16 protein-coding genes are annotated in these 14005 nt (G+C 37.8%); 3 read left to right on the plus strand and 13 right to left on the minus strand.

Going from position 1 to position 14005, the window contains the following annotated elements; translation table 11 throughout:
- Positions 1–31 precede the first annotated feature (31 nt).
- From JFV29_RS19130 to JFV29_RS19140, 3 genes are all read right to left on the minus strand, one after another.
- Positions 32–1882: an LTA synthase family protein gene (locus JFV29_RS19130; protein WP_201185806.1), complete on the minus strand. Its 1851-nt coding sequence runs from the start codon at positions 1880–1882 to the stop codon at positions 32–34.
- Between the two features lie 225 nt (positions 1883–2107).
- Complete coding sequence (locus JFV29_RS19135) at positions 2108–3079, minus strand: ROK family glucokinase (RefSeq protein WP_201185809.1); 972 nt, start codon at positions 3077–3079, stop codon at positions 2108–2110.
- A 13-nt stretch (positions 3080–3092) separates the two neighbouring features.
- Positions 3093–3302 (minus strand): YqgQ family protein, encoded by a 210-nt coding sequence (locus JFV29_RS19140; protein ID WP_053346956.1) that lies wholly within the window; start codon positions 3300–3302, stop codon positions 3093–3095.
- Positions 3303–3540: 238 nt separating this feature from the next.
- On the opposite strand from JFV29_RS19140, the gene JFV29_RS19145 reads away from it, so the two are divergent.
- Positions 3541–4398: a hypothetical protein gene (locus JFV29_RS19145; RefSeq protein ID WP_201185811.1), complete on the plus strand. Its 858-nt coding sequence runs from the start codon at positions 3541–3543 to the stop codon at positions 4396–4398.
- On the opposite strand, the gene JFV29_RS31480 is transcribed toward JFV29_RS19145, so the two are convergent.
- The 5 genes from JFV29_RS31480 to JFV29_RS19170 all read right to left on the minus strand — a co-directional run bounded on the left by JFV29_RS31480 (position 4393) and on the right by JFV29_RS19170 (position 8020).
- The gene (locus JFV29_RS31480) at positions 4393–5940 is read right to left on the minus strand and encodes a rhomboid family intramembrane serine protease (protein ID WP_201185813.1); all 1548 of its coding nucleotides are present in this window, start codon (positions 5938–5940) and stop codon (positions 4393–4395) included. The two genes, JFV29_RS19145 and JFV29_RS31480, sit on opposite strands and share 6 nt — an antisense overlap.
- 164 nt (positions 5941–6104) lie before the next feature.
- The gene (locus JFV29_RS19155) at positions 6105–6293 is read right to left on the minus strand and encodes a hypothetical protein (protein ID WP_053346959.1); all 189 of its coding nucleotides are present in this window, start codon (positions 6291–6293) and stop codon (positions 6105–6107) included.
- A 78-nt stretch (positions 6294–6371) separates the two neighbouring features.
- Positions 6372–6944, minus strand: coding sequence for a 5-formyltetrahydrofolate cyclo-ligase (locus tag JFV29_RS19160; RefSeq protein WP_053346960.1), 573 nt, complete (start codon positions 6942–6944; stop codon positions 6372–6374).
- A gap of 202 nt (positions 6945–7146) precedes the next feature.
- On the minus strand, positions 7147–7296 hold the full coding sequence (rpmG, locus tag JFV29_RS19165; protein ID WP_028391797.1) for a 50S ribosomal protein L33: 150 nt from the start codon (positions 7294–7296) through the stop codon (positions 7147–7149).
- Between the two features lie 109 nt (positions 7297–7405).
- Positions 7406–8020, minus strand: coding sequence for a hypothetical protein (locus JFV29_RS19170; protein ID WP_201185815.1), 615 nt, complete (start codon positions 8018–8020; stop codon positions 7406–7408).
- Positions 8021–8449: 429 nt separating this feature from the next.
- Between JFV29_RS19170 and JFV29_RS19175 the strand changes: the two genes are divergently transcribed.
- Positions 8450–8842 carry a hypothetical protein gene (locus tag JFV29_RS19175; RefSeq protein WP_201185817.1) on the plus strand — a complete coding sequence of 131 codons (393 nt, stop codon included), beginning with the start codon at positions 8450–8452 and terminating at the stop codon, positions 8840–8842.
- Positions 8835–9326 (plus strand): hypothetical protein, encoded by a 492-nt coding sequence (locus JFV29_RS19180; protein ID WP_201185819.1) that lies wholly within the window; start codon positions 8835–8837, stop codon positions 9324–9326. Before JFV29_RS19175 ends, JFV29_RS19180 begins: the two co-directional genes overlap by 8 nt.
- A 70-nt stretch (positions 9327–9396) precedes the next feature.
- On the opposite strand, the gene phoU is transcribed toward JFV29_RS19180, so the two are convergent.
- The 5 genes from phoU to JFV29_RS19205 all read right to left on the minus strand — a co-directional run bounded on the left by phoU (position 9397) and on the right by JFV29_RS19205 (position 13794).
- Positions 9397–10050 carry a phosphate signaling complex protein PhoU gene (gene phoU / locus JFV29_RS19185; protein WP_201185821.1) on the minus strand — a complete coding sequence of 218 codons (654 nt, stop codon included), beginning with the start codon at positions 10048–10050 and terminating at the stop codon, positions 9397–9399.
- A 19-nt stretch (positions 10051–10069) separates the two neighbouring features.
- A complete protein-coding gene (pstB, locus tag JFV29_RS19190) occupies positions 10070–10903 on the minus strand; it encodes a phosphate ABC transporter ATP-binding protein PstB (RefSeq protein ID WP_242486921.1) in 834 nt (277 codons plus the stop codon).
- A gap of 16 nt (positions 10904–10919) precedes the next feature.
- Positions 10920–11798 (minus strand): phosphate ABC transporter permease PstA, encoded by an 879-nt coding sequence (pstA, locus tag JFV29_RS19195; protein ID WP_056528691.1) that lies wholly within the window; start codon positions 11796–11798, stop codon positions 10920–10922.
- Positions 11799–11801: 3 nt separating this feature from the next.
- Positions 11802–12740 (minus strand): phosphate ABC transporter permease subunit PstC, encoded by a 939-nt coding sequence (gene pstC / locus JFV29_RS19200; protein ID WP_446728258.1) that lies wholly within the window; start codon positions 12738–12740, stop codon positions 11802–11804.
- Between the two features lie 88 nt (positions 12741–12828).
- A complete protein-coding gene (locus JFV29_RS19205) occupies positions 12829–13794 on the minus strand; it encodes a PstS family phosphate ABC transporter substrate-binding protein (RefSeq protein WP_053346968.1) in 966 nt (321 codons plus the stop codon).
- Positions 13795–14005: the final 211 nt, after the last annotated feature.

Genomic DNA, 14005 nt, shown 5'->3' on the forward strand with positions numbered 1-14005 from the left:
AAAAAACCTGGTTTTCACCAGGTTCCTTACATCAATGCTCATAAAATCGAAGCAAATCTCCGTATATGATTTTGTCTGAGTATTCAAGCTCTTGCTTTGCCTTTTCCAAATAGCTTTCACATGATTCCTTTTCCGTAGGCTCTCCGGTTTTTTTATCATAGCAGGTATCCATAGTATAGAGATAATTCTTCATGATGAAGCTGCTATCGCGAAGAACGGTAAAATCAATTTTCTCCTTAGAAAATAAGTCTTTTCCGAATTCGATATAATCATCATTTTCAATACCCAGTAAATGAAGGAGAGTAGGCCTTACATCAATCTGACCAGAAACGGTGGAAATGGTTTGTCCCTTCTCCCCAGGAATATGAACGATCAATGGGACACGCTGAAGTTGAATGGATTCGAACGGCGTGATCTCTTTCCCAAGGAACTGGCTCATCGCTGAGTTGTGATTTTCCGAAATTCCATAATGGTCGCCATATAATACAATAATAGAATCTTCATATAAACCGTCACGTTTCAAATCCGTGATAAATTGTTCTAGCGCTTCGTCAGTATAGCGGACAGTCGGAAAATATTGATTCAATGTTTTGGAATTAGAATTGTATTCTTCCAGTGTCCTGTCTTCTTCATTCAAAGTAAATGGGAAATGATTGGTTAAAGTTATGAACTTTGCATAAAAAGGCTCCGGCATTCCCTTTAAGTGAGCAATTGATTGCTGGAAAAATGACTTATCATTCAAACCCCAATTGACCGAATTTTTTTCTGAAACCTTATAATCATCACTATTATAAAAACGCTGGTACCCAAGAGATTCATACATCAAATCACGATTCCAAAAACTTTTGTTATTGGCATGCAAGGAAGCTGTATAGTAGCCATTTTCCTTTAATATTTCAGGAGTAGCTTTGTATTCATTCTGGGCATGTGTAAAAAATACCGCGCCTCGTCCTAATGGATAGAGAGAATTTTCAATAATGAACTCGGAATCGGACGTTTTTCCTTGACCAGTTTGGTGATAAAAGTTATCAAAGTAATAGCTCTCTTTAATAAATTTATTCAAAAACGGGGTGATTTCTTCACCATTCACGGTTTTATTGATGACAAAGCTCTGGGTGGATTCCAATGATACAAGAATCACATTTTTTCCTTTGGCAAGCCCATAGAAGTCATCATTCTCTGCTTTATGATTGGCGCGAACATAATTTTCAATCTCAGTCAATTCACTGCCATCTGCTAAAGCACGCTGAGCCGATGATTTTGTCTGTAATATTGCATCATACAGGTGGTAATGGTACGTACCGATGTTTTTAACGAGGATTTCACGGTCAAAAGTACGAGTAAGGAGTTCAGGACGCTCCGCTTCTGCTAACGCTAGGTTAAAAAACGTAATTCCTATCGTCATTAGTAAATAGAATTTCCGATCCTGCAGATTGTTCGCTCGATTATAGAATAATTTCAGTTTGGATTTTAAAAGTATTATCAAGAAAAGAAGATCAACAAAATACAAAAGGTCACTCGCATTAATCAGTTCATGAACACTGCTTCCAAGGTCGCTCATATTGCTCGTCTGAAAAAGCACTGGAATGGTTAAAAAATCATTAAAAAAGCGAAAAAAAACAAGGTTGGCAAACAGTACTAAGGTAATTAAGAAACTCATGGTTAACAAATAGGCTGTTCGTCTGGTTTCTTTCAAAAAAATATTTACGCCAAGAGCAAGCAAAAGGAAGCTGACCGGATTAATGAATAATATGATTTCCTGAATCCAATTTTCAATATCTATCTCAAAACTTGTTTTATAAGCGATGTATGTTTTAAGCCAAAGTGATAAAAACACAACCCAAAATAACGAATATTTCTGTTTCTTGAAGTCCCTTTTCAATCTGGTCCCTCCTAATAAAAAAAGCGTTGGAGCTATAATCTTTTACTTCCAAACAACAAAACACTTTCCATCACGATTCATTGTTCACTTACAACTGATAGTTAGTAGAAAAATTGAACTTCATAACTGAGATGAAGCCTTACAATTTGTTAGATGCACAAACTTATTTGAAAATTGCATTAATTAACCTTATAACCCTGTTTGTACAGGGTTATAAGGAAAGAATCATGGATTTAATTGATTTTTAATAAGCCAAGCTGCTCCAATTACCCCTGCATCATTGCCTAGTGTTGCAAGGCTAATTTCCGTTGATTTACAAACCCGCTTAAATGAATATTTTTCAAATGCCGAACGGACATTGGCGAGCAGAATGTCTCCGGCTTGTGAAACGCCTCCACCAATAACGATTTTATCTGGATTCATGACATTCCCAACATGTGATAAGGCTAACCCTAAGTAATTGCATACCTTATCTACCACAGCTTTAGATAGAGGATCACCTGCATTTGCACATTGGAATAACAATTTAGAAGAGAGCATAATTCCCTCGTTGATTTTCTGCTGAAGAAGGGACATTTGCTCGGAATTGTGCAAAGCCTCTAAAGCCAGTCGGACGATTCCTGTTGCTGAAGCAACCGTTTCCAAACAACCCGTTTTCCCGCAATTGCATGGAGCTCCACCATCTGTTACAACGGTTATATGTCCAATTTCACCCGCCGCCCCACTTGTACCATGGACGATTTGCCCATTATGGATGATTCCGCCACCTACACCTGTTCCAAGAGTAACACATACAAGGTCCTTGGCTCCATTACCCGCGCCTTTCCACATTTCCCCCAATGCTGCCATATTGGCATCATTATCGATTACAGCTGGAAGAGATGTCTCCACTTCCAATAGATCTTTTAAAGGATAGTCTTTCCATCCTATATTGATGGCTTCATAAATGGAACCGTTAACAAATTTCACAGGACCAGGGGCGCCCATTCCTATACCTAACACCTTACTTTTCGGTTCATTGAGTTCTTCAAGCTTCGCATCAATCGCTTTGGCTATGTTCATCGTAATGAATTTGCCATTTTCGGAGATGTCAGTGCTGATTTCCCATTTATGAATAATCTCTCCGTATAGATTAATTAGAGCAAGCTTGGTAGTTGTACCGCCTAAATCGACACCCATCAGCCACTTTTCCATCATTCTCACCTTTTTATCAATTTTTTTTCTGCTTTTCCCTTTCAAGAGACAATTGCTGCCTAATTAAAAGTATCGCCATTTGATAGTCTTTTGTGTCCATCATCTGCATTCGATGAATTTCTCTGATTTCTGCTTCCATCAGTTCAAGCTCGGCTAAACGATCACCAATATAAATAAATGTCCCGAATCTTTTCAAATATTGTTGAAGATCATAAAATGTTTTCATAATAAACCTCTTTACTCTATTCTATAGGAAAGTATAACGAATCCGCCGCTATGTAACAAGCGCAGATTTCCCCTTATGATAATTTTTCCCATCCCCTCATAGATGTCCAACTCTATTCATATGATGAAACATTAGGAAAGTGAACGTTCATTGAAGGTCTTTTGAAATTTCCATATTTCATTATTCGAACCAACCTAGTATTTTGAACAGACATCATACGTTAAAACGGAGGGGAAAAATGAAACTACAATTGAAGTATACTGCTTTATTAGTATTAACTACCATTTTTGTCATCCTTTATTTTTCAAATAAAAATCAGGTAGAGGAAACCATTATTTATTTTCCTATCGATACCTCTCTCCATTTTGAACAAGCTGCCACTCATTTGACGCCGAAAAAAATAGGAGATTCAACATACTCTATAACTTGGAAGGTCAATTCTTCGTTGGACCGGTCTGCCTACCTACGCCAAGATGTCTCCCTGCTATACAAAAATGGGAAATTGACTGGATCTTTAAAAAATTGGAGACAAAATAAACAAGGACTCTCCCAAAAAGCTAAATCCAAAGAAAGCGAAAGCGGGCGTTATGAAGCCGTAACTTTTCACTATGCCGAGGTACACCCAACTGAAACCATTTTTACCAGTGCTCAACAACTAAGTAAAGATAAACTTTATACCGTAACTACACCAACTTTTCAATATTTCCATAGACCTCTTTCCGAAGTACAGAACGAATGGAAAAAAACGCTGGACAACTTGACCGATGAAATTACTCAAAACAGTTTGGAGGAAGCTAGTAATACATTTCAAATTAATCAAGATCAGTACAAAATTATCTCATTAACCGAGTTACCCTCAAAAAAAAACCAATGGCTTTCTGCCTTTCCCCAATTCCAACGTGAAGAAATTGTAGGAAAGCTTTGGGAAGGACTTTATAAAAATTATGTGTTAGGCGTAAAAAAGGAGGACGGCTCTACTGTGAGTTCACAAGGTAGCACCATCCCCCAATTGCTTGTAGCAAAGAATCAAAGTGAAATACTTGTCTTGTTTACACTGGAAGACGGTACCCCTATTATGCTACGTCAGAAGCTATAGTTGATTTTCAATTTCTGTTAACAATTTAGTATATGATTTTTTCTCTGGAGCAAGCTCAATTGCCTTTTGAGCTTGTTCTTTAGCTTGATCATACAACCCTAGATTCACATAAACTAAGGCCAGATTGTAATGGGCTTCATGTAATTCAGGGTTTTGTTCAATCGCTTTTTCATAATAATCACGAGCCTGATTTATATCCTCTGCACCAAAAGATAAATTTCCTAGTATAAAAAGTGAAAGCGGTGCGTCAGAATTTTCATTCACATATTTGACCAATATATCCTCCGCTTTATCTTCTTCTTCATTGTCAATGTATTCCAGGGCCAACCTAGCCATGGTTTTATCATCTATAGCTGCACTATTCTGATGGTTAAAACCGAATTGCAGCAAGATATATGTCAGTATTGCCGTTCCTATTAAAAAGGCCAGCTGACGCAAGAGATTTTTAGCTTTTGGAAGGTGGACCACTCCAGCAGCCAAGAAGCCGCCAATCAATCCGCCAATATGCCCTGCATTGTCAATGCCTGAAACAGTGAAACCATAAACCAGATTAATAATAATTAAAACGATGACCGAAGAGCCCATAGATCGCATAAATAATTTCGGATATACAATTCCAAAATACAGAAGTGCCCCAAAGCAGCCGAAAATAGCACCGCTCGCTCCTGCTGAAAGATTTGGTGTCATAATAAAGCTGCCCAAAGTCCCGGCAAACCCAGCAAAAATATAAATGAATAAGAACCTGGCGTTTCCATAAATCCTTTCTACTTCAGCACCGATTAAATACAACGAAAATGTATTCATAAGTAAATGGATAAAGCCAATATGAACGATCATCGGGCTAAAGAATCTCCACCATTCCCCTTGCATGATGTAGGGAGAATATTTAGCTCCAAACTCAATCAGCGTCTTCGAATTGGTGCTTCCACCATTGAACTCCATCAAGATAAAAACAGCTATTTGTATCGCAATGAATATATATGTAAAGAATGGTTTAGAATTTTGAAACACTTTTTGCTCAGCCTTAGTCTTTTTAACGGATTCTGTGATGGCGGCCTGCTTTAACGTGAGAACTTTTTCTTCATCTAAATCTTCAGCTTTCAGATCGTGAATGATTAGCGGTTTTTTTAGGACATGCTCAAGATTTTGTAACGAAGCGGGAAACGTTTCACAAGCTAAAATAAACGTGTTAACCTTCGTTTTTTGAAATGATGCAGGCTGCAAACTAAATTCATAATCATCTACTGGAGCAAATTTACTCACGTAGATACTTAATATCGAAATAGGTTTTTTGTATAATTTCCTTCGGATTTTTTCCCCATTCTGCAAGGTTCGGTCAATATCGCGTTTCAGCCAGTTTGCCCAATCCAAATCATGACGAATAAGTCTGATGACCGGGAACTCCTTATTTTTATCGCTTTCGAGCCAAATCTCCTGATGATTTTCCGTGACAGTGATCATTCGATAATCATATTGGGTTGACAACTGCCTTACAGTCTCCCAAAACAAATAATCCTCTTTAAATCCCAATACCTTCCCCACTTTCCAATGAATCTTTTCCTTCTAAAATTCCTGTTTCATTTAATTAAAACTATAGACGAAATTAAGAAAAAAGTAAAAAAAGAGACTGTTTAATTCCAATCTTTATCTCCTTTTAAATAAAAAAGGAACCCTTATTCAGGTTCCTTTTTAAAAGGCTGACATCATCATTTGGTCTGACTGAACATGCTTTGCATCATTTTATCCCTGACAATTGGCATATCCAAGGATTTGGTCACTAGAAACCTTCTTACTAAGCCGTTAGATAGCGCAACATTTATCAAGCGATACCTGTTTTGATAGCCTGCATAAACCACTAATCCAACCAAGAAAATCTGAACAATTAATCGAAGCATAACAATCCCTCCTACCGTTAGTGTGATACAGGATAGGATTTTTATGAGCTAAAAATGATAATTAATGAACTTCATCTTCTAATGGGCATATGTCCGTAAAACCTTTGTTGGGGTAATAAGTTTACCCACCGCGATATCATGCACCTCAATAGGCAGATCATCTATTATTTGAACTTCGTATGTAAGAGCTAATGTAGCTCCTCGGTAATAAGAGAGAAAACGGTCATAATAGCCGCCCCCAAACCCCAGTCGATATCCTTCTTTTGTAAAAGCAAGACCTGGTACAACTAATACATCTAATTCCTCAATAGTAGCTTTATTTGTTTCAGCTACAGGTTCAAGTAGTCCATAATAAACAGATTCCAGCTGATTAAAGGACATAATCTTTTTGAACTCCATCGTCTTCTTTTCAGGGTCACATTTTGGAACGGCTACTTCTTTTCCCTCACTCCATGCTTGCTCGATAATACGGACAGTTGGAACTTCCGGAGGAATTGAAATAGTAATCCCAATGGTTTTAGCTTTTTTCCATTCATCAAGGGAAAATAAGTTTTCAGCAATTTTATTCGATAATTCTTCGTGCTCCTCTTTGGTTAGCTCCATTAAACGAGATCTAACTTCCTGCCGGAGCTTTTTCTTATGTTCTCTCATCTTTTCCGACTCCTTTAGTCTACTTCTATTATTATCTCATAATATTTATTCATTTACTAAATACGAAGTAGAAAATTGTCGAATTATTCCGTGCATATTAGAAAAAGGTTTAATAAAAGGGGCTAGATTCTTTCAAAAATCGAATATTAAAGCGGAGACAATCAAAAAAGCATAAAAAAAACAACAGGAAAAATCCTGTTGCTTACTTTGTTTCACGGTGAGTGGTGCTGCGTTTTTCTCTTGAGCAGTATTTTTTAAGCTCAAGACGGTCTGGATTGTTACGTTTATTTTTTTTAGAAATATAGTTACGGTCTCCACATTCAGTGCAAGCTAACGTAATATTCACGCGCATGTGTATTTCCCTCCAAACATATTGACTTTTTCACATAGGACTTTTCTATAATAGCATTATTTGTTGTGAATTGCTAGTATGTTTTCGGGAAATACAACATAAACTTTTTTTATAGTTTATTACCCATGTTTTGCATCGCCAGGAGAAGCTGATTATTTATGATTTTCGCTTCTTCTCTAGTTTCAGCATGAATGGCCCAAGCGACTGCCTCTACACATTCCTTCGGCAAGATCTCCGTCTCTAAGGTAAACATACTCGTGACCTCTCCCTTGGCAAGCGGTGAATAGGCAAGTAGTCCTTCTTTCAGTGATTTAAAACACCCCTCTTGATAAAGGCTTCCTTTACCTTGAATGCAATATTGCGAGATACTTTTACCCTTTACCAATCCCCCTAATAAAGCAATCGATTGAGGAGCAACATGTAAAATTGCCCTTTCATTTGGACTGTAAAAAGCCACTGCCTGCCTTTCGAAAGCGTTTTCATAGTGAAAAAACACCTTCGGATGTTTAGGCTCAAATGAGGTATTCCTTATCGTAAACTTTGAAAAGGTTACCTGTCCCTGAGTATAAGTTTGTACAAGCGTCCGTATCTCCCCATTAGGATGACTCATTATATCCTCTTCAGGATACCAATCAAAACTCTCGTCCATCCATAGCCCAGCCTTTAACCCCTTTCGATATAATTCCTGGTTATCCTGCGGCATATACGCGGATAGTGAACTCATACAATCATCCCTTTCTCTAATTAATTTATATATAACTTATCGTTAGGCGCTGACAGCGAAACTATCCTTTTTAGATTCTGCACACCATATTCTTCTTTGGTTTTCACTTATAATTAACTATTCAAAATATTTCGTCTTTTCTTTTTATTCTATCTTCATGTTAGCATTGAATTGGCTTATGAACAATAAACACATTTTGTCGAATTTTATTTAAGTTGGCTAGCAAAGGGTTTTTCCCTGTTTTAAAATCAAAAATTTTCCACCTCAGTAAAAGGCATCATGCTTTTCGACAAAAATTCGATACAAAAAAAACTTAATATGAAGTTACATGTTATTTTAGTTGATATAAAAATATGAAAATCACCAATTTTTTAAAAAATATGTGTAAAATATAAGTAAATGTCGAAAATTCTCTTCTGAGGTGAAAGCATGGAAGCCCTTATTATTCTATTATTCTCATTAGCCATCGTTATACTAATGATATCTTTTTTCAAACAAGATAAGATTGCCAAGTTAGAAGAAGATCTAGAGCAAATGACCTTAACCTATATGCAGGATATCTACCAATTAAAGAAGAAAGTGAAGATTCTTGAGGAGGAATTTGTTATTCAGGATGAGCTGATTAATCCTGAATCCAAATTCCAACATGCTGTTTCTACCAATGAATTGGAGCCTATTCATAAAATTTTAAAAAGCCAGGTTCTTTCTTTATACAGCCAAGGCCTTTCTTTGAATCAAATCGCTAAGCAATCCTCTTTAACAAAAGAACAAACCATCTCTGTCATCGAACAACATAGATTGCGGGGAAACGAAGATGAATAAAGCAACACTGCAGGGTCTTTCCGCCGGTATCATTTTTTCCACCGCAATCTTTGCTGGCTTTTATTATGGCACAGGGGCGAATGCAGGCCACGCTCCGACTACGGAGGAAGCTAAGGAATTGCTCGTAAAAAAAGGATTTATCGTGTCATCTCCGACGGATGAAGGCGAAATAGCGGGCAAGCCATCGAAGAATGAGGACAAAGAAAAACAGAAAAAACAAGATGTAAGTCCGATTCAGGAAACGAAAGAGAAAGAGGTTTCCAAAAAGGAAGACACAATCGTCCCCTATACTTTAAAAGTGAAATCGAATATGACCACTACAGAAATTACCCAGATTCTAGCTAAAGAGAAAATCATCGATGATGCTGCTGGCTTTGAAGCTTATATGAATGAACATGATTTCTCTAAAAATGTTCAAATCGGCGTCTTTGTCGTTACAAATAATATGACATACAGACAGTTGGCCCATACTTTAACTCATTAAAAAAAAGAGAGACTTTTTAATTGGACTTTGTCCGAAAAAAAAGTCACTCTTTTTCCATTTAGGAATGTATTCATTCATTCCTGCCAATATATCTCCCTCTTACCAGAAAGTAGATATTTTCAGCTATATTCGTTGTATGGTCAGCCGTTCTTTCTAAATAACGGGCAATTAAAGAAAGCTGTGTGATCTGCTGAAGGTTTTTTTCATCTGAAAGTCGAAGGAGACTTCGAATCATCTCTCCATAAAAGCGATCGACCTCATCATCCATTTCAATGATTTCTCTTGAAAGAACAACATCTTCCTTCTCAAATGCATCTATCGAAAGTTCAATCATCTTTAATGTAATATCATGCATCTGCTTTAATGGTGTTAAAGGCAGAATAAATGGCTGGTCACCGATTCGGATGGCTGATTTAGCGATATTGACGCCAAAGTCCGCCATCCTTTCAATATCTGAAGCTATTTTTATAGCAGCAATGATTCTCCGCAAATCAATCGCAACCGGCTGTTGCTTAGCAATCAGTAAAATCGCAAAGTCATTAATTTCCTCTTCTAGTAAATCAGCTATTGTATCATTATCAATAACTTCAAGAGCCTCTTCAAGATTCTTGTTTTCCAAAGCGGTGAATGATTTTGATATCGCACCTGAAGCTAAATTAGCCAACTTCACTATTTTCTCTTGCAATTCTTTTAATTGAAGCTCAAAATTTTCACGAACAACCATTGTCGCATCTCCCTTTCATTCAGCCAAAACGTCCGGTAATATAATCTTCTGTTCTCTTATCATTCGGGTTCGAAAAGATGGTGTTAGTGTCTGAATACTCGATGACTTCCCCATTTAAGAAGAAGGCCGTTTTATCAGAGATACGAGCTGCCTGCTGCATATTATGAGTAACGATGATTATACTGAAATCTTTTTTTAGCTCTTGGACTAATTCTTCTATTTTCAAAGTGGAAATAGGATCAAGAGCAGAAGTCGGTTCATCCATTAAAATGACATCAGGTTCAATCGCCAGACAGCGAGCGATACAAAGGCGCTGTTGCTGTCCACCAGAAAGTCCATACGCATTTTCATGCAGACGGTCTTTCACTTCATCCCAAATGGCTGCCCCTTTTAAACTCTTTTCTACGATTTGGTCTAGAATCTTTTTATTTTTGATACCGTGGATTTTTGGTCCGTATATAACATTTTCATAAATTGATTTAGGGAAGGGATTAGGTTTTTGGAAAACCATACCAACCTGTGTCCTTAAATCTTCTACCTTGTAAGACTGATCTAGAATATTACGGTTCCTATATTTAATCTGCCCAGTTGTTTTAACATCTGGAACAAGTTCAATCATCCGATTTAACGTTTTGATGTAGGTAGATTTTCCACATCCTGAAGGCCCGATAATGGCGGTCACTTCATTTTGATACATATCTAGATTAATATTTTTTAAAGCATGGTTTTCACCGTACCATAAATTGAGATTTGACGTTTCATACACCGTTTCCTTTAAGAAAACAGAATCTGCATTTTCATTTTCTATTCCAACTGTTGGAGCCTTTTTGGGTCCCGTTAATGTCATATTCATTCTTTCCTTCCTCCAATCAGTATCTTTTCTGGAATTTGTTACGGATTATGACAGCTATCGAATTCATTAAAATTAACAGGGCAAGTAAAACGATGATACCTGCAGCCGCAACCTGCTGAAATTCTTCCTGTGGCCGGGATGTCCAGTTATAGATTTGCATCGGTAGCACCGTAAAAGTATCCATGACCGATTGCGGTAAAAAGGCGATGAACAACGGGATACCAACCACCACTAATGGAGCCGTTTCGCCAATCGCCCGGGATAAAGCTAGTATTCCACCTGTCAAAATACCAGGTATCGCAGCTGGAAGAACCACTTTTAAAATTGTCTGCCACTTTGTTGCACCCATTCCATAAGAAGCTTCCCTTAAGTCACGCGGTACAGAACGTATGGCTTCCTGAGCTGCAACAATGATGACTGGCAAGACGAGTAGGCTCATCGTCAAACCTGCTGCCAACACGGAGCGATCCAAGGCTAGAGCCCTAACGAAAACCGTCAAACCGAGCAATCCAAATACAATTGACGGAACACCTGCCAGGTTGGATATATTCAACTTAATAAAAGATGTGATCCAATTCTTTCGTGCATATTCCTCTAAATAAATCGCCGTTCCCACACCGAGAAGTAGGGAAACTGGGGTAACGACAGCCATTAACCATATCGAACCTATAAGAGCTGCCTTTACACCAGCCTCTTCCGGTCTCCTTGAAGCGAAATTCTGGAAGAAATCAAAATTTAAATGACCAATTCCTTGAGTCAATATCCGATAAAATAAGATGGCCAATACCAGAAGGCCAAATAAGGTTGCTAAGAAGAATAAGCCTTTACATATCGAGTTAACCGCCAGCCGAGTGGGCATTTTTTTTACAACATGATTTTTGTTTATCAGTTTCATGTTTTAATATTCCTCCCTGAACTTGCGGGAGATGAACTGCGCCAATAAATTCATAATAAGCGTAAAGACGAACAGTGTCATTCCAACCGCATATATGCTGTAGTAAATCGTCGTCCCGTACCCTGCGTCTCCAGTACTCACCTGTACGATATAGGCAGTCATCGTTTGAATAGAATTTGTGACGTCCATACTCATACTTGGAGTCGATCCACCTGCGACACTTACGATCATGGTCTCTCCAATTGCTCTGGATAAAGCCAGGACAATTGAAGCAACGATACCGGACATGGCCGCTGGCAATACCACTTTAATCGTCGTTTCCAGCTTTGTAGCACCTAGAGCATACGCACCTTCACGAATCGATTTCGGTACTGAGACAAGTGCATCTTCCGATAAAGAGGCAATCATCGGCATGATCATGATTCCTACCACAATCCCAGGACTTATAGCATTGAACATGTCAAGGGAAGGGAATATATCCCGCAATACTGGCGTTACAAAGGTTAAGGCAAAGAAGCCATAAACGATAGTAGGGATTCCAGCTAAAACTTCTAAAATCGGCTTAATGATTCTCCGTGTTTTCTCTGATGCATATTCACTCAAGAAAATGGCGGTTGCAAGACCTATCGGAACTGCAACTATCGCCGCTATTACCGTTACCTTTAATGTTCCAACAACAAGTGGCATAACCCCAAATGAAGGCGTGGATGCAAAGGGTAACCATTTATGTCCTGTTAAAAACTCCACGATGGACACTTTCTCAAAAAATATAAAAGTTTCAAAAATCAACGTAAGGACTATCCCAATGGTTATAAATACAGAAATCACTGCTGTAAGGAACAACAGCTTAGGAATGATTTTCTCTATATTCCATCTTTTTTTGCTTTTTTTTTCTAGAATTAATTGCTGTACAGAATAGGTATCTGTTTGTTTCGGTTCCAACATGTATCCTCCATTTCAGACACGCAATATTAAGGGGCTACCCAATCCCTCTATTTATACTAAGAGATTGGGCAGCCTGTTAAACTGATTATTTTTTTAGTTCGTTCAATTTTTCAAGATCCTTCTTGTACTCTTCTTCCGGTAAGCTGACGTAGCCTACTTCTTCAGAAAGCTCTCCAGCATTTTCAATGACGAATTGAGTATAATCAGCCACTTGTTCTTTTTCAGCTACACTTTTATTGGATACATATGTGTACAAAGGACGAGACAGTGGTGCATACTCTCCGCTTTTAATCGTTTCATGTGTAGGCTCAACAGCACCCTTACCATTATCGATGGATACAACTTTTAATTTATCCTTATTTTCTGCATAGTAAGCAAATCCGAAGAAACCAATCGCATTTTTGTCACCTTCTACCCCTTGTACAAGAACGTTATCATCTTCAGAAAGAGTCGCATTTTCGACCATTGGTTTTTCCTCTAAAATAACTTCGTTGAAATAATCATATGTGCCAGAATCAGTTCCCGGAGAGTAAAATTTAATTTCTTCCTTCGGCCATTCCGGACGTATATCAGACCATTTCTTCACTGATCCATTGTCAACCCAAAGCTTTCTTAGTTCGTCAACTGTCATTTTATCGATGAACTCATTATCTTTATTGACAACGATAGAAATACCATCAAACGCAAGCTTCATTTCTGTATACTTAACTCCCTTTTCATCAAGTAACGCACTTTCTTCGTCTTTGACTGGTCGGGACGCATTAGTTAGATCCGTTTCTCCAGCGATGAATTTTTTAAATCCTCCACCTGTTCCCGATGATCCTACAGATACTTTAACATCAGGTTGTGCCGCCATATATTCTTCAGCAACTGCTTCCATAATTGGAAATACAGTCGATGAACCATCCATAATCACTTCGCCCTTGAGTTTATCTGAAGCCGTTTCATTTCCTTTACCGCTGTTTGAAGTATCATTAGATCCACATCCAGCTGCCACTGCTATTACTCCACCCATTACTGCAGTCATTGCCATAAATTTGAAACGTCTCATTTGTAAATCCCCCTAAGAATTTTATATGAATATTTTGTCCTACAAACACATCATACGTTTTGACTGTAAATCCCGTTTAAAGCAATTGTAAACATTCAGTAAATAATTGTTTATCTATTGTAAAGGTAGTCAGAAAGTAATATGGTACTAATTAACAACAGGATCTTTTACATTAATCACTCTCTTATTTTGTGCCCAGTGGCTGTTTACA

The organism is Peribacillus sp. TH16 (genome assembly GCF_016651095.1).
Taxonomy (GTDB): domain Bacteria; phylum Bacillota; class Bacilli; order Bacillales; family DSM-1321; genus Peribacillus; species Peribacillus butanolivorans.

Excerpts from the sequence above, each read along its gene's own strand:
- JFV29_RS19135 (WP_201185809.1), bottom strand. The coding sequence starts at position 3,079 with ATGATGGAAAAGTGGCTGATGGGTGTCGATTTAGGCGGTACAACTACC.
- JFV29_RS19140 (WP_053346956.1), bottom strand. The coding sequence starts at position 3,302 with ATGAAAACATTTTATGATCTTCAACAATATTTGAAAAGATTCGGGACA.
- JFV29_RS19145 (WP_201185811.1), top strand. The coding sequence starts at position 3,541 with ATGAAACTACAATTGAAGTATACTGCTTTATTAGTATTAACTACCATT.
- JFV29_RS19155 (WP_053346959.1), bottom strand. The coding sequence starts at position 6,293 with ATGCTTCGATTAATTGTTCAGATTTTCTTGGTTGGATTAGTGGTTTAT.
- JFV29_RS19160 (WP_053346960.1), bottom strand. The coding sequence starts at position 6,944 with ATGAGAGAACATAAGAAAAAGCTCCGGCAGGAAGTTAGATCTCGTTTA.
- rpmG (WP_028391797.1), bottom strand. The coding sequence starts at position 7,296 with ATGCGCGTGAATATTACGTTAGCTTGCACTGAATGTGGAGACCGTAAC.
- JFV29_RS19170 (WP_201185815.1), bottom strand. The coding sequence starts at position 8,020 with ATGAGTTCACTATCCGCGTATATGCCGCAGGATAACCAGGAATTATAT.
- JFV29_RS19175 (WP_201185817.1), top strand. The coding sequence starts at position 8,450 with ATGGAAGCCCTTATTATTCTATTATTCTCATTAGCCATCGTTATACTA.
- JFV29_RS19180 (WP_201185819.1), top strand. The coding sequence starts at position 8,835 with ATGAATAAAGCAACACTGCAGGGTCTTTCCGCCGGTATCATTTTTTCC.
- phoU (WP_201185821.1), bottom strand. The coding sequence starts at position 10,050 with ATGGTTGTTCGTGAAAATTTTGAGCTTCAATTAAAAGAATTGCAAGAG.
- pstB (WP_242486921.1), bottom strand. The coding sequence starts at position 10,903 with ATGAATATGACATTAACGGGACCCAAAAAGGCTCCAACAGTTGGAATA.
- pstA (WP_056528691.1), bottom strand. The coding sequence starts at position 11,798 with ATGAAACTGATAAACAAAAATCATGTTGTAAAAAAAATGCCCACTCGG.
- JFV29_RS19205 (WP_053346968.1), bottom strand. The coding sequence starts at position 13,794 with ATGAGACGTTTCAAATTTATGGCAATGACTGCAGTAATGGGTGGAGTA.